This is a genomic window from Limisalsivibrio acetivorans, assembly GCF_000421105.1.
Classification (GTDB): Bacteria; Chrysiogenota; Deferribacteres; order Deferribacterales; family Geovibrionaceae; genus Limisalsivibrio; species Limisalsivibrio acetivorans.
Genome location: NZ_ATWF01000001.1, coordinates 1,264,462 through 1,289,739, shown reverse-complemented (window position 1 = coordinate 1,289,739; position 25,278 = coordinate 1,264,462). Strand labels below are relative to the sequence as shown.

Genomic DNA, 25,278 nt, shown 5'->3' with positions numbered 1-25,278 from the left:
ATAACAGGGGGAGCTTATGAGCTTAGGCAATCTAAGCGTTTCCCTTCGCCTTGATTCATCTAACTTTCATTCAAATTTAAGCAGGGCAAAAAAGGGATTGTACAATTTCTACCAAGAAAGCGTACGCATTAACCAGTCTATAGAGCTGGGGAAGAACATTTATAACGGCATAGCCTCAGCAGTAAAGCAAGGCATAGATGCCGTAGAGGAAGGGGCAAAATCTCTTGATGTTAAAGAGGTGTTTTCTAACTTAGCCGCTAACATGGGTAAGGATGCAGAAAACATGATTACACAGCTTAAAACGTCTACTAACGGCTATTTAAGCGAAGTAAGAGCAATGACCCTTTCAACACAAGCCATGATGTCAGGAATGGACTTTAAGGACGTTACTGTCACTATGGAGTATTTGCAGAAATACGCCAAAGCCACAGGTAGAGACTTTAACCAGCTAACACAAACAATCATGACAGGATTAGCCAGAGGCTCAACACTGATGCTTGATGATGCGGGCATAATCATAGATGCCCAGAGTGTCATTAATGCAAAAACTCAGGAATACGGAAGAGCCTTAACAGAGGTTGAAAAAAAGCAGGTTTTAGTTTCAGCCGCCATTGACCAGATGAAAGGGAAAATGGGAGCTTTGAACACTGAGCAGTCAACAGCCTATGACGGAATACAAAGGCTTAAAGCTGGCTGGGAAGACATGAAAACAAAGCTGAGTCAGTGGGCTTTAAGGCTTACTGCTCTGGGTAAAGTAGCCTTAGCAGGCTGGCAGGCAATCTTTATTCAACTAAGGCTCTATTTCAATAAGCTGGCTTTTGACGTAACACATGTATTTGATTACATGAAACAAAGCATTTTAATGTCACTGGCTACACTGTCAAACAAGATGTCAAGTATACTCTTTGACCTGAGAGCCACAGCACCAGACCAGATGAAGGGAACTATTGAAAGAATGCTGAATATGACTATTGCCATGACAAACAGTCTGACACAGAAAGCGGCGGACACAAACGGCAAAATCATAGAAGAGCAAAACAAGCAGTTACAGCCCCTCATCAATGAGACTGACCAGAGAATCAAAGAGCTTATGGAGAAAAACAAGCTCTGGTATGACCTAGCCACAGGGAACTACAACCCTAAAGGCGGAGGCTCAGGCTTTAATCTGCAAGTAACAGACAACGGCTCTGGGGATTCAGTAACTCAAAAGCTACAGACGCACCTTGACAGGCTCAAAGAGCGTGTAGCAGATGTCAGACTAGAACTTAAAAACTTAGGTCAGGACGATTACACGCAAGAGATGAACAACATCAATACCCAGTATGAAAGTATGCTGGCAGGCTTTGAAGGTAATACAGCAGTACAGGGGATGGCTGACGAGTGGAAAGAAGCCGCAACAGCTCTTGCGAAAGCCAGACAGGAAATGTCAGAAACAAAGGCAGAGTTTGACACATTTCAACAGAGCTTAGAAGCCAAAGCAGGCATGATTAAGGCTGTCTTTGACACAATAGGCAATGAGCTTGCAAACGGAATCAATGACGCTATTTCAACAGGCAAACTGAACTTAGGCGAGATGCTTAAAGGCATTGTGCAGTCAGTTAGAATGATGGCTATAACCAAAGCTATAAACCTGACCATAGAGGGTTATTACCACCAATACTTAGCAGGCGTGTATAAAGCGGCGGCTCTTGCGATTGTAGACCCTGTTAAAGCGAGTCTTTACAACCAATCTGCAATGGCTGAACAAATAGCATCAACAGGTGCTTTTGCTGGTGCTGGTTTCTTTGGCGGTCTGGGTGCATCCTTGGCGGCAGGCGAGCTTTCCGGTATGGCTCACAGCGGTATAACAGAGATTCCCAGCGAGGGGACATGGTTACTGGACAAAGGCGAAAGAGTGGTAGACGCAAAGACCAACCAAGACCTTAAAGCATTTCTGGGCAATAACGGCGGAACTTCCATTGTGCAAAACATCACCATAAACGGCGGTGATGAACAAGGCGTAATGAAGGCACTTCCACAGCTTAAACAGTCAGTCATTGACATAGTGAACAGCGACATTTCCCAGAATGGAACAATCAGGCAGACCATAAAGAACTATACATAGCATTTTAAGCCCGTCATTTCGATTCTGACGGGCTTTTGCATTTCTTAGAAGGGAAACACCTTAGCAATAAATCTAAGTGGCTTAAAATCAAAAAATATGAACTTAGGAGGTTCAATCATGAAGACAAGAACACTTGTCATAATAGCAGGCAAACTGCAAAGACCAGAAATACTGTCAGACCTTGAGAGGCTGACCAAACTTGAAAACGACATGGAAATAGTAAGAGCCAAACAGGCAACTTTACAAGAGATGCTAGACAGCATCAGACAGGACGGTCAACACGGTTCAAAGATGGAAAAAGACCTAATGTTTAAAATCAATTCTCTTGATGACACAACAGCAAGACTTGCACAACAGGCGGAAAAAGTACGCAGTGAAGCCGTAGAAGAGTTAAAACACATTGCACTTGAAAAAGAGGTGGAGAAAGCCGCCGCCCAGACAGGAACGAATGCAAGAGGGCTGATTAAAACAATCCTCAATAAAGACGGCATCAATTTTCAGTCTGACAGTGAAGGTAACTATTTTGTGACTTCTAAAGGCAAACTGCTAACAACAAGGCTGGAAGAGATGAAAGCAGACCCTGAAACATCAATCCTGTTCAATAAGCAGGAATCTAACAGCCGGGCGGAAACCAGAATAACTAATCAGGTAAATAAACAAATCAGCCCGGTAGACCGCAAAGAAATAATGGATTACCTCAAATACAAAGGCAACCCATTCAAGAAAGAGTCACACAACCTGACCATGCAGGGAAAACTTGTTAGGCTCATGCCTGAAAAGGCTGAGGAGCTGAGAGAGGCGGCTAAATATGCTTAATATGTCATACGCTGAATACATAATGCTTTGTTGTGAGGCATCGTTAGAGTTCATGCAAGGTATACATGCTGGAAGGTTTACACCTGAACAGTTTGAAGAATATGCCAATGCCTTAGAACAGTTCTTTGCGTTAGATGACATGTTCAAAGAGGCGAAACATGAGCCATGCCCAGCCTGAGAAACACCGCATAGTCATAAACGGTCAGTATGTAGATGTTACTCTGAAAGAGCTAATACAAGGCTATACAGAGAACGCACAACATAAGCAGGCAAAAGAGACACAAAGACAGAAACAGCTTGATGACATTAACAGCTTAAACAGCATAGCTTTGATGAAGGCAAGACGGGTTATTACAGACAGTAAGAACATGTCAGACATCAAGCGGGCTTTGGACGTAGTGAAGACGGTTCAGGACGTTGTTGTAAATTCTAATGCAGTAGACAAGACACCTATTGACGGACTTGTGGAAACATTAGCCGCATTGAGACAGTCAGCACCGCCTTACATGCCTGAAAAAGACTAAACATTTCAAATTTATTATTATTTATTATGGGGGAAACATGACAAAAAAATCAGAGAAAGTGTCTGATGCTAAAAGGGATTTTAAAAACACCCTGAAAATAGGACAACTTTCTACATTGGAACAGGTTAGAAGAGCCTCAGCAAAGGCGATTAAAGAAGCGTGTGCAGGCAACTTTTCTTTTGAATATGCGTATAAGCTGGTGAACATGCTTAGAACTCACAAAGAGCTTATTAATGCAGAGAGAGAAGAGAAAGACGCACAAGCAGACAGGGGAGTTTCTAAACTGCAAGAGCAAATCAACAAGAGGCTTGATGAACTCATTGTGGAAGAGAACACCAGAAGAGCTGAACAGGGCTTGCCTGTTATGACGGACATTGAAGAGGAGACATTCAAATTTCAGAATGAACCTACAGTAAAATATGAGCTGACAAAGCATTAAAACAGGCGGGGAAACCCGCCTATTTGCTTGTATGTAACAAGGGGGGAGAGACAAACCCAGTAAAACACACTATTAATCAATAAATCCAATCAGTTACAGCATTTTCAAACTTGACAAAAATTAACACTTTTTTAACACACTAAAATTAGGGGTTAGCATGGAGGTTATAGGCTATGGAATAGACCATATAACTTTGTCTATTACATTAAAACAGAAGGGACTAACACCAGTAGAAACCTATGACAGATTCCATAAAAGCATTATTGAATACTTTGAACTGGACTGTGTAGGTGTAGCGGGTGCGAGGTTCAATGAGGACATGGAATACAGGCAGAACGGAACACCGACACAATTCACATTAAGCCTGTTTTCATGCCTCACCAGACGGCTTAAATTGACCACAGCGGAAGAGTACGCCGAACATATACACGAATGCCTTTTAAAAGCATTCCCAGTCTTAGAAAGCGTATTCGAGACCGTATACAGGGTGAACAAGGTTGAATACTTCATAGACTGGCAGAAAGGGAAAATTAGACCGTTTAAGAAGACGATTAAGAGCATCAAGCCGTCAACTACAAAGCTGACATTCAGCCAATGGGAGAACGGAGACACACCCAGCAGTTATTATGTAAAGGCGAACGGCTGGGAGCTGGTGAGGTACAACAAAACAAAACAGCTCATAGATGAGCGAAAGACGGCGTATTACCCGCATGAGTACGCCGACATAGACAATCCTGTCTATAGAACAGAGCTGAGGCTTTTTAAGGACTACATACAACGACATGATGAAGAAAGAATCAAGACGGAACATGTAGCACTAAAACTGCTTGGCAACATCACAGACACCCAGAGAGACATCAAGAAACTGAAAGCAAGCATCAACCCAAAAGGCACGCTGAAAGTTTCCTCAAAACCATTAAGACACAGAACACTTGCAGACGTAGAGGACACCATATACAGCCGTGTTGCTAATGAGGTTGAAAACGTCAAGTCTGCATATGAAGCGGCGGGCATTCCTTTTGACCGCTCAGAGGCTCTGAAACGCTTTGACAGCATCATTTCAAGCACTCACCCACAGAAGGACAAAACAAGACGCTACAAGCGTCAAATAACAGCTTAGAGAGGTTTAAATTATGTACGAAGTAGTAACAAAATACATCAGAATTACATCAAACGGAAAGACCAACGAAATTATAGCAACTGAGGATGTCAGCAGAGAGATTGAAAGGCTCAGAGAGGAGAATAAACGACTTAAACAAGAGCTTGCAGACAAGAAAGAGAAAAAGCAGGATTCAGGTTTTCTGAACACAAACGAAGCGGCGGAATATTTGAAAGTCACACCTCAGCATGTCAGAAACTTAGTAAATGACAAAAAGCTGGTTTTCATGCGTGATTTTGTTAAGACAAGTTCAGGCAGGCTGATGTTTAAGAAAAAGGCTCTTGATTCATGGATTGAAGGCAGAACAAACACAAAGCTTGCGGTAGTTTAAAGCTGACTCAGCAACAGCTATTGAGTTATTGCCCTATTTGGTGTATTTTGCATTTTAATAGAAGACTTAGGGGCAATCATGAATATATTGCAAGCCATTAAGAATATTGCAGAATTAACACAATCTGAAATTCAAGAAGATTTTTCAGGACGTAATAGAATCAATAACGTAGGGAAAGCATTAGAGCTATTTATACAAAATGCTTTTGCAGGAACATTTGACATTGAAGATGAGCAAACAAAGCTCACAATGTTTGAACAGATTTTTTCATACCAAGGGAATCAAAATAACCCTCCTGACTTAATCCTTAAAGGTAGCGATGCAATAGAGGTCAAGAAAATTGAGGGCAAAAACTCAGCGATTGCATTAAATAGTTCTTACCCAAAAGCGAGGCTTTACAGCGATGATGACAAAATCATACAGGCTTGCAAGGATTGTGAAAACTGGACGGTTAAAGACATCATTTATGCAGTAGGCAATCTTAAAGACAGCAAGTTGCATTCTCTTTGGATGGTGTACGGTGATTGTTACGCCGCAGACAGAGAAATTTATGAGCGTATAAAGCACGCTATTTCAAGTGGTGTGAATGTCATAGAAGGCATTAGCTTTACTGACACTAAGGAGCTGGGCAAAGTCAAAGGTGTTGACCCTCTGGAAATTACAGACCTTAGAGTTAGGGGAATGTGGCATATACTACACCCGAACAGAGTATTTAATTATATTAATCAAATTACATCATTACAAGAGTCTGATTTTGAGCTTATTGTACTCATGAAGACAACAAAGTTTGAGTCATTCCCAGACTCTGACAAACAACAAATAAACAGTATACAAGGAATTAGTGTTCATGACATTAAAATCAAGAACCCTAATAACCCTGTTCAGCTTGTTGATTGCAAACTTATAACTTTTACAAGATGAGGTTAGCATGAAGTTAGTTTCATTATTTAGTGGTGCTGGTGGCTTAGACAGAGGCTTTGAGAATGCAGGGTTTAATGTTGTCTGGGCAAACGAGTATGACAAGGAAATATGGGAAACTTATGAAAAGAATTTTCCTCACTCACACCTTGAAAGACGTTCTATAACTGACATCAGCACAAGTGAAATTCCCGATTGTCACGGAATTATAGGCGGCCCGCCATGTCAAAGCTGGAGCGAGGCTGGAGCATTGAGGGGCATAAATGACAAAAGAGGTCAACTTTTCTTTGATTTCATAAGAATTATTAAAGAAAAACAACCTTTGTTTTTTCTTGCAGAGAATGTGTCAGGAATGCTTGCAGGCAGGCACTCGGAGGCAATAACTAACATAAAAAAGATGTTTATAGACTGTGGCTACAATCTGTCATTCAAACTATTGAATGCGGCTGACTTTGGAGTACCACAAGACAGAAAGCGTGTTTTTTTTATTGGAATACGCAAAGACTTAGGTTTTTCTTTTCAGTTCCCAGAACCTCATCAAGAGCGAGTGCTATTAAAAGATGCAATCTCAGACCTTGCAGACAATGTGATGCCAGCAAAACCAAAAAATTATACCAACGGTTCAGCATGTGCATTGCCTAACCATGAGTACCTAACTGGTGGATTTTCAACAATATACATGTCAAGAAACCGTGTAAGAAGCTGGGATGATATTTCTTTTACTATTCAGGCAGGCGGTAGACACGCCCCTATTCACCCACAAGCACCTGAAATGATTTCAGTGGGTAAAGATGAAAGAATTTTTGTAAAGGGCAAAGAGCACCTTTATAGAAGACTGTCAGTCAGAGAATGTGCAAGAATACAAACATTCCCAGACAATCACGTTTTCTATTACAATAGCGTAATGGCTGGTTATAAAATGGTTGGTAACGCTGTTCCTTGTAACCTTGCATCAGCACTTGCAACGTCTATACATGACCAGATTAAACAGCATTGCAGTATTGAAGATGCTGAACTAAGCAGAGCAATTTAAACAAACTCTATAAATGCAAAAGCCGCCTCATTTCTGGGCGGCTTTTTTCTTGCAAACTTCTTTTACTCAGCATCAGAAAAACAGTGACATAAAAATAATTTTAGTGGCGTTTTGGTGACACGCAGATTTTTATACACTGTAACTTATTGCTAAATAATAAGTTTAAAAATGGAGGCGGCGGGAATCGAACCCGCGTCCGGAGAACTTTCAGCAAAAGGCCCTACATGCTTAGTCTATGATTGAGTTTCCCTGCGAAATTGGCCATAGACAATCCGTTCCGCAGGTAAGTTCCTTAGTTTCAGACCGTGCGGACGGAACACTCCGCACAGCTTGGCCTGCTTTGTTTGGCGCTCTAAGAAATGCCGCAGGCAGGCAAAGCTTCGAGCGTCGCCACTATTTATGCAGCAGCGAGTGCAAATTCGTCGTTTGCAATTACATTTGTCCAGGTTATTACGAGGTCCCGGGCCTCGGCATGCTCCTAATTCCTACGGCTTCCCCGTCGAAACCAGTTCGCCCCCTTATAACTCTATATTCTGCTTTTAAACATCTATATATCTGTGAAAGATAAATATATTACATTGTTCAATTTAAACAAGTGTCACATGCGGTTCTTGAGCGCCCGCTCCATCTCCCGGTTCATATCCTTCTCACGCATCGACCTGCGCTTATCATGAACCTTTTTACCCTTCGCCAGCGCAATCTCTACCTTTATCAGGTTGCGACCGTTGAAGTACATTGCAAGAGGAACCACAGAAAGCCCTTTCTCCTGCATCTTCCCCATAAGCTTATCGATCTCCTTTCTGTGCATAAGGAGTCTGCGAGAGCGGGTGGGCTCATGGTTTGCAATATTCCCCTGGGAATATTCCGATATGTGACAGTTGATTAAATAAGCCTGGTTTGACAGGAACTTAACGAAGGAATCCTTAAGGTTAACATTGCCGTTACGTATCGATTTAACCTCGGTTCCACGTAACTCAATGCCCGCTTCGAATTTCTCCACAATTTCATAGTCATGAAAGGCTTTTTTATTTTTTGCTATAGTTGCCATAATCTCTTTCCAAGAATGAAAAATGTATCACTCTTCCAAACAAATACAAGGGGAAATTTCAGTTTTCGACTAATATGACACAAATAGGTCACTATTCCGTTATCCAATGACATTCATGTATCTACAATATATCATAACGCATATTGTGATTGCACTACATGAAATAATCGTAAAAAAGTTCCTTTTATTTTTCCGTAACTTTTAGAATATGAACAAAGAAGTTAAAATTTGTCTATTGTAAGAGAATGTGATTTAGGGTAAAAAATATTAGAAAGTATATTAATGGAGAAGCAATGTCTATAAAGTGGACTTCGGAACTGATAACGGGAATTGATTTCATAGACAGGCAACATAAAGCCTTTGTAACTATAATGTACCGTCTTCTTGAGGCGATGAAGAACGGTGAGGGGAAGGAAGAGCTTCCCAATACGCTGCGATTTATGGAATTTCATGCAATCAAGGCCTTGAAAGCTGAAGAGGAGTTTATGGAGAAGATCGGCTACCCTGGTGCGGATTTCCATTTTACTCAGCATAAACATTTTCATGAAGAGCTGGCCGCTCTCAAAGATATGTATTCCCAAAACGGATACACAGTCTCTTTACCACTGACATTTCAAAGGAAAATGGGTGACTGGCTCCACCACCATGTGGCCAAAACCGATGTTATCCTTGGTGATTATGTGTCGTCAAACAAGAAGATTATGGAAGAGATATCCTAACTGTTATAGAGCTTTAGGTAACAAGAAGGGCGGCCTTGGCCGCCCTTTTTTGATCATGATATTTGTTTTGAGGCCTATAGAGAAAATCTATTATGAGTTTGCCGCAGGGCAAGTTGCGCACTTCTCCGAGGAGCTGTCCTTGGATGAGCATGCTGATGCATTATCATACCCTTGATTGTACCAGCCCCCTCCCTTGAGTTGAAAGCTGGTTACTGACATAATCCTGGATGCCTCGCCGCCGCACTTGGGGCATTCCTTCTGATTCTGGTCACTGGTGATTTTTTCCATCATTTCAGTAACTTCACCACAGGATGAGCACTTGTATTCGTATATAGGCATATCAACCTCCGAAAGGGTTTGTTATTTTGCAGTATAATAACATCAAAGAAAATGAATATTACCTGCTGTGATAAAAATCAAGTAAAAAGTTAAAAATTTTTCCATTGAGCCTTTCTGAAAAAGGGATACAATATATCCCTATGGATTTTAAACTGTTTTCAAACTACTCCCCATCCGGTGATCAGCCAGCCGCCATCGACTCCCTCGTCTGCAACTTTCAGGACGGTGCGGATTCTCAGGTACTGCTCGGTGTAACTGGCTCGGGGAAAACCTATACAATGGCTAACGTGATTAAGAGGCTCGGCGTGCCGACCCTTATCATCGCCCATAATAAAACCCTTGCCGCACAGCTCTATGGAGAATTTAAGAAGTTTTTCCCAGATAATGCTGTGGAGTATTTTGTCAGCTATTACGACTACTACCAGCCCGAGGCGTATGTCCCCGCCAGCGATACGTTCATCGAAAAGGATTCATCCATAAATGAGGAGATAGACAAGCTCCGCCACTCCGCCACAAGAAGCCTTCTGGAAAGGCGTGATGTAATAATTGTGGCGAGCGTATCATGCATATACGGTCTCGGCTCCCCCGAGGCATACCACGGGATGCTGGTTTCGCTCGAAACGGGCGAAGAGGTGGATGTTGATGAGATACTGGAGAAGCTTATCGAGATCCAGTACGAACGCAACGATTATGATTTCCACCGTGGCACATACCGAATGAAGGGTGACGTGCTGGAGATCTTCCCCGCCCATGAGGATGACACAGCCTACCGCATCGAGTTTTTCGGCGATGAGGTGGATCGGATGTCCGAGTTTGATCCTGTAACGGGGCAGACCATAAAGGACAGGGCGAAGCTTGCCATATATCCGAACAGCCACTATGTGACATATAAGGTGACCCGTGAGGATGCCGTAGAAGATATACGCCGTGAGCTTCTTGACCGTTGCGCATACTTCAACGAGCGAGATATGCTTCTGGAGTCCCAGAGGCTTACCCAGCGCACCATGTTCGATATAGAGATGATTAACGAAACAGGCTACTGCAACGGAATAGAGAACTATTCCCGTTTCTTTGAGAACAGGAAGCCAGGTGATCCGCCCCCGACACTTCTCAGCTATTTGCCTAAGGATGCCCTCGTTATCATAGACGAGTCGCATATAACCATCCCGCAGATCAGGGGGATGTATAACGGCGACCGTGCGAGAAAAACTACCCTGGTGGACTACGGCTTCCGCCTCCCCGCCGCTTTGGACAACAGGCCCCTTAAGTTTGAAGAATTTAAGAAGGCAGTGAATACAACCATGTATGTCAGTGCCACACCTTCGGATTATGAGCTTGAGGATTCAGATGGAATAGTTGTCGAGCAGATAATCCGCCCCACGGGCCTCATCGACCCCGTTATCGAGATCCGTTCCGCCCGTACACAGGTGGATGACCTTCTTAACGAGATTCGTGGTATAACGGAGAAGGGGGAGCGTGTACTTGTGACAACGCTCACAAAACGCATGTCGGAGGAGCTTACCAAATACTATGAAGAGATGGGGATACGGGTAAAATACCTCCACTCCGAGATAGATACCATAGACCGTGTTAAGATAATCCGTGAACTCAGGATGGGGAAGTTCGATGTCCTTGTGGGCATCAACCTCCTTCGTGAGGGGCTTGATATTCCTGAAGTCAGCCTTGTGGCAGTTATGGATGCGGACCGGGAGGGCTTCCTCCGTTCGGAGAAGTCCCTTATACAGACCATAGGGCGTGCCGCCAGAAATGTAAACGGTCGTGCGATATTCTATGCGGATAAGGTAACCAGAAGTATGAAAGCCGCCATGGAAGAGACCGAGCGTAGAAGGGCGAAACAGCTTGAATACAACGAGGAACATGGCATAACGCCCGAGAGCATACGCAACGAGATCTCCGATATTATGGAGAGCATATACGAGCAGGACTACGTAACAGTTGATCTGCCCGACGAGGATGGTATAACATTTACCGGCGATCGGGAGAAGGATCTCGAGCAGATTAAGAAGAAGATGCAGGAATATGCAGAGGCTTTGGAGTTTGAAAAGGCCGCCCGCATGCGGGACTTGATCTTCGAATATAACTCAAGGAAATGATATAGATGGCAAAGAAGATAGCGTTAATAACGGCAGGGGTTTTTCTGCTGGGTATAATAGCCGCCGGTGGCGGAGTTCTCGGGTATATATATAAGCTCAGCAAGGAGCTCCCCTCTGTGGAGGACCTCAAAAACTTCGAATACCCCCAGCCCACAATAATATACGACCGTAACGGTGAAACTATCGCAGAACTGGGGAGCGAACGCCGCTATCCTGTTCCTGTGGACAACATGACAGAACACATCATAAATGCCATCGTTGCCGTTGAGGATGCACGCTTCTATGAACACGGCGGCGTGGATCTTATGGGTATCCTCCGTGCCTTCATAACGAACATGAAGGCTGGAAGAGTTGTGGAAGGGGGGAGTACGCTCACCCAGCAGCTTGTGAAGGAGATCTACCTAACTAGGGAGCGTAAGCTCCGCCGTAAGGTGAAGGAGGCGATCCTCGCCTATAAGCTGGACAACTATATCTCCAAGGAGAAGATCCTCGAGCTTTACCTGAACTATGTCTACTTCGGCCGTGGCGCATACGGTGTAGAAGCGGCGGCGGTGAACTATTTCGGCAAGTCCGCAGACAACCTCACGCTCCCCGAGGCGGCCATGATAGCAGGTCTGCCAAAATCCCCCGGACGCTATCCCCCGCATATCAATCCGGAAAGAGCGCTCCAGAGGCGTGACCACGTGCTGTACAGGATGTTCGAGACGGGATATATAACCGAAGAAGAATACAACAAGGCGACTGACACCCCCATAGAGATAGTGGAGAGCATACCACCGAAGAACGCCGCAGCGGGTTACTTCACAGACTTTGTTATAAAGTACCTTAAGGATCAGCTCGATATTGAGGACCCTGAGAATACTGGGATGAAGGTTTATACAACCCTCGATCTTGAGATGCAGGCTATAGCTGAGACCGCGGCAAAGAATAACCTGATACGCATTACTAAAGAGCTGGGTTATACCGGTCCTGTAACAAGCGTTGACGCAGACAAGCCCACGGCGGATATGGAATCCGTCCAGAAAGCCCTTGAGGAGGACCAGCAGTATATCATCGATCTCGGTTACCAGCGTGCTGTCGTTACCGATTCGGAGAAAAACAGCGCATCCATACTCCTTGCGGACGGCACGGCCGGAACTATCAGAGCCAGAGACAACCGCTGGGCAAAGCCGAGAGAAGGCCGCTACAGCAGGTTGACCGACGTACGGACGATTCTGGATACCGGCGATGTAGTTTACGTTACCTTGCTGGACGAGGAGAAGGAGCGGTACTCCCTTGAGCAGATCCCGGAGCTTGAGACCGGTCTTATCTCTGCAGATCCCGCAACGGGGGAGATATACGCCATGGTGGGAGGATTCGATTACCGGAAATCGATGTTCAACCGTTCCGTTCAGGCGAAGAGACAGGTGGGCTCTCTGTTCAAGCCCATAGTGTACTCCACTGCGCTTGAAACGGAGTATGAGATAAACACCGAGGTCTTTGATGCTCCCGTTGTGAAGGCGATGGAAGAGGAGGGGGAGTACTGGAAGCCTGAGAACTATTCGGGCAAGTTCTTCGGTCTCACAACCCTCAAAGAGGCGCTGACGAAGTCCAGAAATATCGTAACTATCAAGGTTGCCGAGGATATAGGTATCGGCAACATCCTCCGCTATGCCCAGCGTTTTGGTCTTACGGAGAAGCTGGAACGTGACCTTTCCACCAGCATCGGCTCAGGCACGGCACCGCTCATAGAGATGGTTTTCGCATTCAGTGTTTTCCCGAATCTCGGGCATAGAGTGGAGCCCCTGTACGTAACAAAGGTTGAGGATATAAACGGTGAGGTTATCGCAGAGAACGAGCCTTCCGAGCCCATAGAAACCATACGCCCTGCCACGGCCCAGATCATGACAGATATGATGCGAAACGTTGTTGAGCACGGCACAGGCAGGCGTGCAAAGGTCATCCCCCGCCCTATCGGCGGTAAAACCGGAACAACCAACGACTTTAAGGATACATGGTTTGTCGGCTACATGCCGAACCTGGTAAACGGAGTATGGGTCGGCTTCGATGACTTCCGCAAGATAGGAAACGTCCGAACCGGCTCAAACACAGCTCTGCCCGCATGGGTGGAATACACCAAGAACGTTACGGACATGTTCGAATATGCCCTGTTCCCCGTTTCCGATGATGTTGTTTACAAAAAGATAGATACGGATACCAGAAAGATCACGGACAGCTTCTCTCGCAACTTCCACTTTGAGCCCTTCGATACGGGTAAGGCGAATTGAGCGGCATTGATAATCCCGAGATGATCCCGTTCCCCTATATCCATGTTAGAGGGGAGGGGAGTATAGCAGGTGCGAACCGCCTTGGCGAGATGCTTATGGATGAGCTTGCCTCTACCGGCATATCCAGAGTAGGGCGTTTCCTTGTGGACAGGCTCAGGGATGAGGAGCTGGTCTTCAAAACCGTTCGTGGAACCTACGGACTTAAAACATTGCGATCCGATGAAGTCAGTTGGGAGATCGTCGTTATTGTCATAGACGAGTTCAAGCAGAGCCTGGGTGATATTGTCGATATCAGCTCCCTCCAGCACGAGATAAAGAATCCCCTCACTGTCATAGACGGCACTGCGCAACTCATTGCCGCAAAATCATCCGATGATTACCTGAAGAAGTGCACCGATATAATCCTCAAGGAGAGCGGCAGGATAAAATCTATGCTGAGCAACATACATTTGCTCAGCGAGATGAGTATCGAGATATCACCGTTCAGCATGGAGGATTTTGCCGCAGATCTGCGTGATTCTGTGATGATAATCTTCCCCGATGTGGATATAAAGCTCCACGCTGTAAGGAATCTGGACAGGATAACAGCGGACAGGGAAAAGCTCTTTATGGCTGTTTATAACATCCTCAAAAACGCCGCCGAAGCGCAGAAAGAGGGCGATATACACATAGAGCTCTCCATAGACCCTACCATAAAATACCGCCATAAAGACTCGGACAAAGTGAGCCCCATGCTGAGAATCGTAATAACCGATACCGGACCAGGCATTGAGGATACGGTCTATCACAAGCTCTTCACACCTTTCTTCACCACTAAGAACAAGGGTACCGGTCTCGGGCTTGTTATAGCCAAGGAGATTGTGGAGAAGCATCACGGCCGGATTGAGGTAAGCTCCAGAAAGGGTTCTGGCACATCCTTCTCCCTTTTTATTCCATGCTATACCGATGATATATAAGTATAATTTTACTTAAAGCCAGTTGTATGGTCATTGTGTTCTGACCCATCGGTTATTACGTTTAGTTCATAAACATAAAATGTTTGCATAATCTGTACATTGGGGGTAAGATCTTTGTCTAATCCCTTGCAAAGAGATGGGGGGTTTCCCGTGTAAGTCGGGAGTTCCCCCTCTCCCTTAATTTAATCTGGAAAATTCATCCATATAATCTGGGAAATTTATCATCCTGAGAATATCCCTGGTCTGATTTTATGTATGTAATTTCCATGGATGGGAAATTCCATACATAAAATCAGACCATGGAAATCCCACAACATTTATTTAGTCCCGAACAGCCTGTCCCCCGCATCACCAAGACCGGGCACGATATAGCCAACCTCGTTGAGCTTTTCGTCCAGAGACGCTGTATACACCTTTATGTCGGGGTGCGCCTCATAGAAGGCACGGACACCCTCGGGTGCGGCGATAAGGCTCATGAATTTGATGGATTTTGCACCCTCTTCCTTGAGCATCTGAGCTGCGGCAGCGGCAGATCCACCCGTAGCAAGCATAGGGTCTATCAGGATGAAATCCCTGTCTTCGCAGTGGGTTGGAATCTTGAAGTAGTACTGTACAGGCTGGAGGGTATCGTGATCACGATACAGGCCGATGTGCCCTATTCTGGCGGAAGGGATAAGCTTCATCACACCATCCACCATACCAAGTCCCGCACGGAGGATAGGCACGAGAACAACCTTCTTACCGGAGACCTCCTCTGCGTCCATATCACACATCGGGGTCTTGATCTTTACCTTCCTGAGGGGGAAGTCCGAGGTTATCTCATACGCCATGAGCATGGCAACCTCGTCCACAAGCTCCTTGAATTCCTTCTTAGGGGTTTTCTTATCCCTTATGTAGCGAAGCTTGTGCTTAATAAGGGGGTGGCTTATTACCGTCAGGTTGGGATGTTCAGACATTTATTTCTCCTTGGGAAGAATTAGATTGAGTACAACACCAATAACGCCAGCTAGTCCGATGCCGCCTAGGGCGAAATCGCCTACGGAAAGGGTGAGGTTTCCGATACCAGTAACGAGTACCACGGAGGCGATCACGAGGTTTCTGGGATGGCTCATGTCCACCTTTGCACGAACGAGCGAACCGACACCAATAGCCGCGATCATTCCGAAAAGGAGGATCATAATTCCGCCCATAACGGGTACGGGTATCGTCTTAAGCACAGCGCCGAGTTTACCGAAAAATGCGAGGATAATAGCAGTAACAGCGGCAATGCGCATGTAAACGGGGTTGAAGGCCTTTGTGAGAGCAACTGCTCCCGTAACCTCTGAATATGTGGTGTTAGGGGGACCGCCGAGGAGCCCTGCAGCAGAAGTTGCAATACCATCACCGAGGAGCGTTCTATGAAGACCGGGCTGCTTGAGATAATCTTTTCCGGTGGCGGAGCTGATGGCGAGAACATCGCCTACGTGCTCAATGGCGGGTGCAATAGCCACGGGGAGGATATAGAGTATCGCAGCAAGGTCGAATATGGGGAACTCAAAGCTTCCGCTCTTTGCAGCCTCAACCCAGGGGAGTGCAAACCAGCTCGCATTCGCTATCGGGTCAAAGCTCACAACACCCATTACAAGGGAAAGGAGATAGCCCGCAACGATACCTGTGAGTATGGGGATAAGGCTGAAAAGTTTCTTGCCGTAAGTAACTACAAGGATAGCGGTTATGAGTGATACCGCAGAGATGATAACTGCTTTCTGGTCGAGGTTTCCGCTGCCGTCGAAGCTCTTTGCCATATTAACAGCAACGGGAGCGAGGGTCAGACCGATTACCATGATAACGGGGCCGGTAACTATGGGAGGAAGGTACTTCTCAATGGCCTTAACACCACCCTGCTTGGCAAGAAAACTGAAAAGGATGTAGGAAAGACCCGCAAATGCAAGGGCACCGAAGGTTTCGCCGTAGCCGAAATTTTTAATAGAGTACTGAATCGGAGCAATGAATGCGAAGGAACTGGCAAGAAACACCGGAACCGTGTTCTTTGTTATAACCTGGAATATAAGTGTACCGATCCCTGCTGTGAAAAGGGCAATGGAAGGATCCAGCCCTGTGAGCAGTGGAACCAGAACGAGTGCGCCGAATGCCACAAAGAGCATCTGCACGCCAAGAATGAGTTTTTTGAAACCTTGAGCTTCCTGCATAGAATATCGCCTCCTGTTGATTTTCGCTGTTCCGAAGGAGCCGATACCCACCATTTGCCGCACTTTCAGGCGCACCGAACCCGGTTCGCTCTCCTGAAAACACTGGTATAATTACTTAAAGAATAAGGAATATCCCCTGCTGATATATGTATTCATCGGCAGGTGAATACGGCGTACACTCAGAACGAGTGATTTTAGGGTAATATTGCGGATTGATCAACAGAAGGAATTTAAAAAAATAAAGGGGGCCCTCTGAGCCCCCGTAAAACAAGGAGTTTATTTTTTTAATTAGGTTTTGAATTTACCCACCAGCAGGTCAAGTTCCTCGGCCAGACGCTGGAGGTCTGAAACGGTATGGTTTACCTCGTTAATCGCCGATGAGCTTTCTTCAACGCCGGAGGAGATAGCCTGGATGTTGTCGTTGGTATCGTTCACAGCTCTGCTCTGCTCCTCAATGGCGGTGCGTATGATAGCTGTGGACTTATTGATATCATCAACGGCGGTAACAATCTCGTTAAAGAAGCCATCCGCCTCGTTGATCGTTTTAACGCCCTCATCCACTCGTTCTTCGGCACTCTCCATGCTCTTGGAGGCGGACTTTGTCTCCCTCTGGAGGGCTCCGATAATTTCGCCGACCTCCTTGGTCGCCCCTTGGGTTCTTTCTGCGAGTTTGCGAACCTCATCTGCGACAACGGCAAAGCCTCTACCCGCTTCGCCAGCCCTTGCTGCTTCGATGGCGGCATTAAGAGCAAGCAGGTTCGTCTGGTCTGCAATATCGTTGATTACGTTTATAATATCGCCGATCTGATCCGAGGAATCCGAGAGTTTATTAACAGATTCAGCAAGGTGATACGTTTCCTGCTTGATCTCCTCAATCTTGCCCACAGCCTCCCGCAGTTGTGTTCTTCCATCCTGAACCTTGGTTGAGGCTGTCTCGGCGTTTTCAATGGAGTATGAAAGGCTGTCGTTGATCTCGTTTGCAGATGTGCTCATCTCCTCCATGGCGGCGGCTACGCTTGAAACCTGTGCAGCCTGGTCTGTGAAGGTGCGGCTGAGCTCTTCGGTGGTGGAGGCGAGTTGGGTATTTCCGGAGGCAACGCTGGCGGAGTTTGCCTTAACCTCGCCTACAATCTGATTGATAGCCTCAATAAATTTATCGAAATACATGGAAAGCTCGCCCAGCTCATCGCATTTATCCGAGCCGATGCGCCTTGTGAGATCCCCTTCACCTTCGGAAATATCCTTGAATATTCCGGAGAGTTCGCTAACCCTTTTAAAGACAAGTTTATTGAGAGCAACTATAATGATAGCCAGAATGATCGCCACAAGAACCACTGCCGCTATCAGGAAAACGGTTATGATATTGTTCGCCTCGTCCACCTCTTTAAGCACAGCCTTCTTCGGCTTAGCTATAACAAAGTAACCGATCTTCTCATCGTTGAGATCATTAAGCGGTTCTGTGACAACGAAGTAATCCTTAACCAACGTGTAATCCTTTGAGAAAACAGAGTCTAAATCTGAACCTGAAAGTGCCTTAATGAGCCCTTCATCCATAACCTTTTGGGATACGACATAGTTTTTGAGTCTCGGATTGTCCCTTGATTCATCGGCGATATCCAGAAACTTATCATCCATAAGCACAAGAACCGAAACATCCCGATCCGCAAGCTCCTTAACCACCGAATTAAGACCCTGAATAAACTCAAGGGAGCCTATGTATCGGCCGTTTGACTTAATCGGCGCCAAAGCCCGGAGGGTTAGACCAGCCCTGCCTATTTCGAAGGCGGCAAAAGGCTTTTCAGTCTCCTTAACCTTTAGTATAGTCTGTCTAAATCCGCTGAGATCATCTCCATTCTTGTCCGGACGCCAGCTTCTCAGGAAAGATTTAACATCTTCCGTATGAAGATGAATCTTTACGTTGTTATAATCAGTATACTGTTTGAAAAGCTCGGTTACCGTTGCAAGGCTGTCATAGGCAAGGTTTCTGTCCTGAATAACCATCGCCGTTGTTACACCACGATCACTTCCGATACTGATTGCATTAGTAAGACCTATCTCCTTTTTGGTATTGACCTTTTGCCTGAACAGATAGGTAACATCATCTGCAGTGTCCGCAAAAACATTCTGCTCAATCTTTGATGTAATTGTGCCAAGATAGAAATACAGAAGCCCCAGAACCACAAAAGCCGAAACAGCAACGAAAACAATCAACTTCTTCTTGATAGATAGGCATTTCATCAGAATTACCTCATTTGTATATTTTGACTCACACATTTAAAATAAACCCAAAGCAGTTCGTTTTCAACATATTGTTTTAATTTTGTAAAAATAAAGTGTATTGATAATTCTATAGCTGTTAGGTTCTTACGGTATAAGCAGACGGTTGAAATATAATATCATTGTCAAAAGGACATAAATACTCATGTTTAGCACGTCTTTACCCAGCACATGCTCATAAAAAAAGCGGGCACAGAGCCCGCTATTGATAATCATTATTTTATCAGTATTTTATCAGCCGACTGTACCCGGCTCTCGCTCACCAAGGATTGTTTCGATGACATCCGACGCACCGAAGTTATACTCCCCCCGGCTTATGTATTCCTTAATGAGCTCGAAGTATGAGCCTGCTGTTACAAGGGGCTTCTCAATGTATCCGTTCATATACTCACTCGCATGCCCGATATTCGCAAGGAGACCGTTGCAGAGGCACTTGCGCCCTTCGGTCTCCTCAACGGGTCCTCCCTTGGCGATATAAGCCTTAACAGGCTCTGCGGGGCAGCGGTATCCCACTGTTCCATCCTCCTTACGGAAGAGTGTGCGCAGATAGCCGAGGTTGCAGATTCTTGGTCTTGCGAGGTATTCGGATAGCTCGGACAAGGTATCAAGAACCCGAAGCACCTTAAAGGGGAACCCTGTGGGCGATGCGAGGGGGTCTGTCTTTACCTCGAACTTTCCGAATCTGAGGATAGCGTTTCTGAGCTTTTCATCAAGACCGGACTCACGGCAGAATGCAAAGGCAGTTCCCACCTGAACGCCAACGGCGCCCATGCTGAAAGCCTCTTTAAGTTTTTCGTACTTCTCATAGCCACCAGCCAGCCAGAAGGGTACGGAGAGCCCCTTTATCTTCTCTAGGTCTATCCTGTCCTTATCGCCGTAGATAGGCTCACCAGATTCATCGAGCTTCATTCCGCCCCTTGGGGGTGCGTTGTGTCCGCCTGCACTGGGGTATTCTATAACAAGCCCATCCACCTTTCCTGTCGCCTTCTTAACCATCGTAGTGGCAAGAACGTTTGAGGATATTATGGCGAGAAACTTGGGCCTTGAAAGCATGGGGAGGTCGCTGCCGAAAAGTGCTGAGGGACTGAAATTCATAACGAAGCTGTCATCAACCTTTGCCCCTTCCACATTTATCTTCATGGAGGCATCCTCGCCCCTGCTGAATTTGTCGAGTATACCGGGAATCTCCCTGGGGATTCCAGCACCCATAATAACATAGTCCACACCACCCAGCATCGCTCCGTAAAGGGAAGCAAGGTTAGGAAGCTGTATCTTCTCAAGAAGGTTTATCCCAACAACGCCCTCATGCCCCTCCTTTGCAAGGAATACCTCTACAAAGTTGGCCGCAACAGTCAATTCCAGAAGCTCCACAGGGGGTTCCATACTGAACATAGGTATCCTGGCGTACTCTTTGCCGCTTTCGATACCGCCTTCTACATAAAACTTTTCAATAATCTTTTCAGCACATTCCTGAAATGGGAAAGCGGCGAGGGCTCTTCTCATATGACCGCCTTCGTCACCTTCCTGAAGCCTTCTTACGAGGATTATGTCCATAGCAGTGCCGGAGATAACACCGAGCTGACCATTCAGAGACACCTCTTTCGCCAGCCGCCAGTTCGAGACTGCGGCACCCATGCCACCCTGTATAATAACGGGGTTTTCCATAAGTTCATACTCCGTAGTTTTATTTGAATATATTATTAATAAGCGCAACTTGACCGCTCGTGTCAAAATAGAATATCCCGTCGAATTTGACAAGTATATATTCAAGAGAAAAATTAGCCGTTTTAACATTTATTGTAATAATTTCTATTTACATAAAAACTTGACAGAACGTTCCATACTACATATTAATAGCTATAATCCAAACAGTTCAGTCGATACAAAAACAGATCGAATGAACAACAAGAAGCGGGGCATTTATTAACCAATGACTTACTCTGATAATAGCGTTGCAGTTGCAAACAGAAGGAACGCTGTGCGTTCTTCTCTGGCAATGAAAATCTGTATCTTTCATTTTGAGGACACCGAAAAAGGAAGAGCCTACAGCAAATGCTTCATGAGCAGAACTGTGGATATGAGCGAAACAGGTGCTCAAATCCTCCAGAAGGGGCATCTCAAAGAGGGTGATGTAGTCGAATTGCGTGTTAAGCATGCCCTGACACTGAAGCGTTGCCTTGACTGCGACAAGCTGTATAAGATGAAGAATACCATGGAGATAGCCCCCCTCACTGCCACGGTTATGTGGGCAAAGGAGGATAGATGCGGGCTTCGTTTCGATGACATAACAAAAGCGGACCAGAATACCATATCCAAATACGTATGGCAGAAACACCTCAAGGAGATAAAAAAGTTCCGGGAAGAATAGCAGACTCCCCACATTCTTTTGACTACCCCCCTTGTTTAAGGGTATAATTTCAGGCGTTGCAATACTATATGTCTGGAGGCTCCCTTGAATCCTGTCCGCTCCTTAATACTTATACTATCAGCATTTATAGCAGTTTCATGTACATCCCCCACTATTCAGCAGAACGCAGCGGGAACACCCGATACATCAATTAAAGAGTTCTTCAGCGGAACCCGCACAGGTTATGGAATTATCAAAGACGATACCGGAACCGTTGAGGAACGCTTCAAGCTCACGATAACAGGAGCCTGGCAGGATGGTACGGGCTATCTCGAACACATCTACGAATACACAGGCGGCAAAGAGCGTGTTCTCAGATGGGTTCTCGAGCAAAACCCCGACGCATCCTATACAGCCATTCCCGAGCACAACGGGGACAGAGGTAAGCTTGAATTCCGCGGAAGAACATTTCTTTTCACCCACATTTACAACGGCTCCTCCACCCTCTCCGGGGTCCAGACAGATATTAGAACTAAGGTGCATGAATGGTACTACCTCCAGCCGGATGGCTCTGTCCTGCTAGATGGCGAGATAAGGCCGCTGGGGTTCAAGAGCGGTGAAATTACCGCAGTCTTCAGCCGCTGGAAAGGAATATAGCACACCTCAAACAATTAGGACTTTATTAGTCTTTTTATGTTGACAAAAGCACAGGAGTGGTATATAAAAGATAAAATTTATCATTTGGAGGGTATTCAATGAGCTTAGTAACAAAATCAGCACCCATTTTCAACGAGATTGCTGTAGTCGGAAAGGATTTCAAAAATGTGGATCTTGAATCCTACAGAGGCAAGTGGGTTGTTCTTTTCTTCTACCCCCTTGATTTTACCTTTGTTTGCCCCACAGAGATCACGGCAATGTCCGATGCTATGCCCGAGTTTGAGAAGAGAAACTGCCAGGTTATCGGCGTCTCCACAGACAGCAAATTCTCCCACCTTGCATGGATCAATACACCCAGAACCGAAGGCGGTATCGGCGAGCTTGCTTACCCCCTCGTAGCGGACTTCACCAAGAAGATCTCTACAGACTACGGTGTGCTCCTTGAGGGTGGAATGGCCCTTCGTGCCACATACATCATCGACCCCGACGGGGTTGTACAGTTTGAACTTGTCCACGACCTCGGCATAGGCCGTAACGTGAACGAAATCATCAGAAACCTTGATGCACTCCAGTTTGTTAAGGAAAACGGAGAGGTTTGCCCCGCCGGATGGACTCCCGGAAAGGACACCATGACCCCCGATCCCGACAAGATGAAAGAGTTCTTCAAAAAGAATCCTGACGGACATCAAAAATAACAACAATTAACTGCCAATAAGCTTTAAGGGCGCTTCACAAAAGAGTGTTGCGCCTTTTTTTATTTTTACAACTTTTATGACTGTGTTTTTAATTTTTACAAAACATTGTTCGTATAACTATTTTCTGTTTTCTATCAGATAGATTCTTTAATGTTGTCCATTAATACGCGCAACTGTATATATCATTGTCACAAAAGAGGACTGTAAATATATTAATTTTCTAATATTATGCTACTGCAATACTTTACATTACCTTAACTCTGGACATTATATTATGTTTATGCATAATCGCATTTATGCTTTGGTTAATATTTATTTAAATCTTTGTCCCTCAGAGGTGAGACGATGTCCTTAAGCAGAATCTCCATCAAGTGGAAGCTTATTGTCCCTGTTCTACTGCTCATTATCATCTATAGTACAGTTAATACGCTTTTCTTCAACAGCTCTATGACCGAGGTCTCCAGAACAAACATGAAAAACGAAATGGTTCATATCTCCGAAACTATTTTCGGAACTGTAACCAACTTCATGATAACCGGAAATATGGAGGGAACTGAGCCTCTCCTTGAGCATATGAACCAGATGATGGATATCCGCATGATCAGGGGCAAAAAAATGGACGGAGATTATGAACCGGGTGCGCCAGAGGAGTATCCACAGGATGAGTTCGAGCGTTCTGTTTTTGAAACTGGCAAGCCCCAGTATAAGATAGAAGATATCAACGGCCAGAAATACATGACCGGCCTTTTCCCCTATCTGGCACTTAAGGACTATATGGGCGTCAACTGTTTCGACTGCCATTACACAGGTGTCGAAGAGGGGGACGTGCTTGGAGCCGTTAAGCTGAGGCTCAGCACAGCGGAAACCGAAGATGTTATCGCTGCATCCAACAAACGTGCAGTATTCATTGCCATATTAGGCGTTGCTATAATCACAGCCCTAATTATGGCGATGTTCAATTTCATTTTCTATAAACCTTTCAATAAGATAAGAAGCGCATTTAATCAGGTTGCCCAGAAAGATTTCCGTGTGAATATCGACTCAAGGTGCGATGACGAGATAGGTAGCCTCATATGCTCCCTCAATTCGCTCCTGGAAGAACTTTCAGGCTCTTTCAAGCAAATGGAGAATGTTGCCGACAGTATCCTTGGCGAATCCGCTAAACTCGGTACATCACTTGATGAGTCCATAGACATGGCGCATAAACAGTCCGACCGCTCAAACGAGGTCGCCGCTGGCGCCAATGAGATGGCGCAGACTTCAGGCGAGATAGCAAATAATGTGAGCGTTGCCGCTGATAAAAGCAGCCGAACATCAAGCCTTTCGCAGGAGGGTGACTCACTTGTGAACACTGCTGTGGATAAGATCAAGCTCACCGGAACCTCAGCCAAAGAGCTTGCTGATCTTGTATATAAGTTGAATTCTGAGGTCGAAAGCATCGAAAATATCGTCCATGTTATTAATGACATTGCTGATAATACAAATCTGCTGGCACTGAATGCTGCCATCGAAGCGGCAAGGGCTGGTGAGCACGGTAGAGGTTTCGCCGTTGTTGCCGATGAGGTTCGCAAACTGGCCGAAAAGACCGCCGATGCAACCAAAGAGGTTACGAATAAGATCAACGTAATCCAGCAGGACTCCAACCGTACGGAGGCGACCATGAATCAGGCACTGGAGACTATAAACGAAACAGTCGACTTCATGGGGGACGTGAACATAAAGCTCTCAGATATTTTCAACGCATCTGAGGAAACAAAGGAGCAGGTGAATAGTATCGCCTCCGCCGCTGAGCAGCAGTCTGCGGTATCTAATCAGATTGCGCAGGATATTACAGAGGTGGATAGCCTGTCCAAATCAAGTATCGATTCGGCTATGCACCTTAAGGAGACTTATCGTCAGCTCAATGAGATGGCAGAAGAACTGCGGAAGGTTTTTAAGCAGTATAAGCTCTGATTATATTTGGGAAATTCTCAGGATGATGAATTTCCCAGATATTAATATAGTAACTTTCCTTCTCACTTACGCAAGCGAGCTTTCGTCCATGAAAGCTTATGCTAATCACACATTTGAGGTTGATACGTAAAAGGCTTCCAAGGATGGAAGCCCTGAAGGCGAAACTAAACTGAATTGTATTCAATTTATGTAGCCGGAAGTACGAGAGAGCGGGGCTCACCCGCTCGAACAACAATGGAATTTCCATGGACGGGAAATTCCATAAATTAAATTGGAACCGCCCGGAAGTTTTGGCCGCACATGACAGATGAGGTAATCCTAAATGTCGAATACTTTCACGTATGATATGCGGTTACACTCCTCAGCATCAGCAAAACTTCAGGTGGAAAAAGA

At 45.4% G+C, this 25,278-nt stretch carries 22 protein-coding genes and 1 other RNA gene; 16 read left to right on the top strand and 7 right to left on the bottom strand.

The window, feature by feature from the left end:
• The first annotated feature begins 16 nt into the window (after positions 1-16).
• The 8 genes from K300_RS0106140 (at position 17) to K300_RS0106100 (ending at position 7,324) form a co-directional block, all read left to right on the top strand.
• Complete coding sequence (locus tag K300_RS0106140; RefSeq protein ID WP_022850792.1) at positions 17-2,104, top strand: hypothetical protein; 2,088 nt, start codon at positions 17-19, stop codon at positions 2,102-2,104.
• A gap of 117 nt (positions 2,105-2,221) precedes the next feature.
• Positions 2,222-2,920 carry a hypothetical protein gene (locus K300_RS0106135; RefSeq protein ID WP_022850791.1) on the top strand — a complete coding sequence of 233 codons (699 nt, stop codon included), beginning with the start codon at positions 2,222-2,224 and terminating at the stop codon, positions 2,918-2,920.
• Between the two features lie 158 nt (positions 2,921-3,078).
• A complete protein-coding gene (locus K300_RS0106125; RefSeq protein ID WP_022850789.1) occupies positions 3,079-3,444 on the top strand; it encodes a hypothetical protein in 366 nt (121 codons plus the stop codon).
• Positions 3,445-3,481: 37 nt separating this feature from the next.
• Positions 3,482-3,883 carry a hypothetical protein gene (locus K300_RS0106120; protein ID WP_022850788.1) on the top strand — a complete coding sequence of 134 codons (402 nt, stop codon included), beginning with the start codon at positions 3,482-3,484 and terminating at the stop codon, positions 3,881-3,883.
• A gap of 157 nt (positions 3,884-4,040) precedes the next feature.
• The gene (locus K300_RS0106115; protein WP_022850787.1) at positions 4,041-5,003 is read left to right on the top strand and encodes a hypothetical protein; all 963 of its coding nucleotides are present in this window, start codon (positions 4,041-4,043) and stop codon (positions 5,001-5,003) included.
• A gap of 13 nt (positions 5,004-5,016) precedes the next feature.
• On the top strand, positions 5,017-5,373 hold the full coding sequence (locus K300_RS0106110; protein WP_022850786.1) for a helix-turn-helix domain-containing protein: 357 nt from the start codon (positions 5,017-5,019) through the stop codon (positions 5,371-5,373).
• Positions 5,374-5,451: 78 nt separating this feature from the next.
• The gene (locus K300_RS0106105; RefSeq protein ID WP_022850785.1) at positions 5,452-6,294 is read left to right on the top strand and encodes an NgoPII family restriction endonuclease; all 843 of its coding nucleotides are present in this window, start codon (positions 5,452-5,454) and stop codon (positions 6,292-6,294) included.
• Between the two features lie 7 nt (positions 6,295-6,301).
• Entirely contained in the window at positions 6,302-7,324 is a 1,023-nt protein-coding gene (locus tag K300_RS0106100; RefSeq protein ID WP_022850784.1) for a DNA cytosine methyltransferase, read from the top strand.
• Positions 7,325-7,490: 166 nt separating this feature from the next.
• Here K300_RS0106100 and ssrA read toward each other — a convergent pair.
• Positions 7,491-7,842, bottom strand: a transfer-messenger RNA (tmRNA) gene (gene ssrA, locus K300_RS16520).
• A gap of 80 nt (positions 7,843-7,922) precedes the next feature.
• Complete coding sequence (smpB, locus tag K300_RS0106095; RefSeq protein WP_022850783.1) at positions 7,923-8,372, bottom strand: SsrA-binding protein SmpB; 450 nt, start codon at positions 8,370-8,372, stop codon at positions 7,923-7,925.
• A gap of 293 nt (positions 8,373-8,665) precedes the next feature.
• Here smpB and K300_RS16070 point away from each other — a divergent pair, with 293 nt between their 5' ends.
• Positions 8,666-9,091 (top strand): bacteriohemerythrin, encoded by a 426-nt coding sequence (locus K300_RS16070; RefSeq protein ID WP_022850782.1) that lies wholly within the window; start codon positions 8,666-8,668, stop codon positions 9,089-9,091.
• A 90-nt stretch (positions 9,092-9,181) separates the two neighbouring features.
• Here the strand turns inward: K300_RS16070 and K300_RS0106085 are convergent, their stop codons facing one another.
• The gene (locus tag K300_RS0106085; RefSeq protein WP_022850781.1) at positions 9,182-9,430 is read right to left on the bottom strand and encodes an FmdB family zinc ribbon protein; all 249 of its coding nucleotides are present in this window, start codon (positions 9,428-9,430) and stop codon (positions 9,182-9,184) included.
• A 140-nt stretch (positions 9,431-9,570) separates the two neighbouring features.
• Between K300_RS0106085 and uvrB the strand changes: the two genes are divergently transcribed.
• The 3 genes from uvrB to K300_RS0106070 are packed head-to-tail and all read left to right on the top strand — an operon-like array spanning position 9,571 to position 14,767.
• Complete coding sequence (gene uvrB, locus K300_RS0106080) at positions 9,571-11,544, top strand: excinuclease ABC subunit UvrB (RefSeq protein WP_022850780.1); 1,974 nt, start codon at positions 9,571-9,573, stop codon at positions 11,542-11,544.
• Positions 11,545-11,549: 5 nt separating this feature from the next.
• A complete protein-coding gene (locus K300_RS0106075) occupies positions 11,550-13,811 on the top strand; it encodes a penicillin-binding protein 1A (protein ID WP_022850779.1) in 2,262 nt (753 codons plus the stop codon).
• Positions 13,808-14,767 carry a two-component system sensor histidine kinase NtrB gene (locus K300_RS0106070; RefSeq protein ID WP_022850778.1) on the top strand — a complete coding sequence of 320 codons (960 nt, stop codon included), beginning with the start codon at positions 13,808-13,810 and terminating at the stop codon, positions 14,765-14,767. The genes K300_RS0106075 and K300_RS0106070 overlap by 4 nt, the downstream gene beginning before the upstream one ends.
• A gap of 317 nt (positions 14,768-15,084) precedes the next feature.
• Here the strand turns inward: K300_RS0106070 and upp are convergent, their stop codons facing one another.
• The 4 genes from upp to K300_RS0106050 all read right to left on the bottom strand — a co-directional run bounded on the left by upp (position 15,085) and on the right by K300_RS0106050 (position 20,898).
• Entirely contained in the window at positions 15,085-15,723 is a 639-nt protein-coding gene (gene upp / locus K300_RS0106065; protein ID WP_022850777.1) for a uracil phosphoribosyltransferase, read from the bottom strand.
• Positions 15,724-16,956 carry a uracil-xanthine permease family protein gene (locus K300_RS0106060; protein WP_022850776.1) on the bottom strand — a complete coding sequence of 411 codons (1,233 nt, stop codon included), beginning with the start codon at positions 16,954-16,956 and terminating at the stop codon, positions 15,724-15,726.
• A gap of 288 nt (positions 16,957-17,244) precedes the next feature.
• Positions 17,245-19,194: a methyl-accepting chemotaxis protein gene (locus K300_RS0106055; RefSeq protein ID WP_022850775.1), complete on the bottom strand. Its 1,950-nt coding sequence runs from the start codon at positions 19,192-19,194 to the stop codon at positions 17,245-17,247.
• 273 nt (positions 19,195-19,467) lie between these two features.
• Positions 19,468-20,898 (bottom strand): nitronate monooxygenase, encoded by a 1,431-nt coding sequence (locus K300_RS0106050; RefSeq protein WP_022850774.1) that lies wholly within the window; start codon positions 20,896-20,898, stop codon positions 19,468-19,470.
• A gap of 265 nt (positions 20,899-21,163) precedes the next feature.
• Here K300_RS0106050 and K300_RS0106045 point away from each other — a divergent pair, with 265 nt between their 5' ends.
• From K300_RS0106045 to K300_RS0106030, 4 genes are all read left to right on the top strand, one after another.
• Positions 21,164-21,601 carry a PilZ domain-containing protein gene (locus K300_RS0106045; protein ID WP_022850773.1) on the top strand — a complete coding sequence of 146 codons (438 nt, stop codon included), beginning with the start codon at positions 21,164-21,166 and terminating at the stop codon, positions 21,599-21,601.
• A gap of 84 nt (positions 21,602-21,685) precedes the next feature.
• Positions 21,686-22,237, top strand: coding sequence for a DUF3833 family protein (locus tag K300_RS0106040; RefSeq protein ID WP_022850772.1), 552 nt, complete (start codon positions 21,686-21,688; stop codon positions 22,235-22,237).
• Between the two features lie 98 nt (positions 22,238-22,335).
• Positions 22,336-22,932: a peroxiredoxin gene (locus tag K300_RS0106035; RefSeq protein WP_022850771.1), complete on the top strand. Its 597-nt coding sequence runs from the start codon at positions 22,336-22,338 to the stop codon at positions 22,930-22,932.
• A gap of 345 nt (positions 22,933-23,277) precedes the next feature.
• On the top strand, positions 23,278-24,885 hold the full coding sequence (locus tag K300_RS0106030; protein ID WP_022850770.1) for a methyl-accepting chemotaxis protein: 1,608 nt from the start codon (positions 23,278-23,280) through the stop codon (positions 24,883-24,885).
• Positions 24,886-25,278 lie beyond the last annotated feature (393 nt).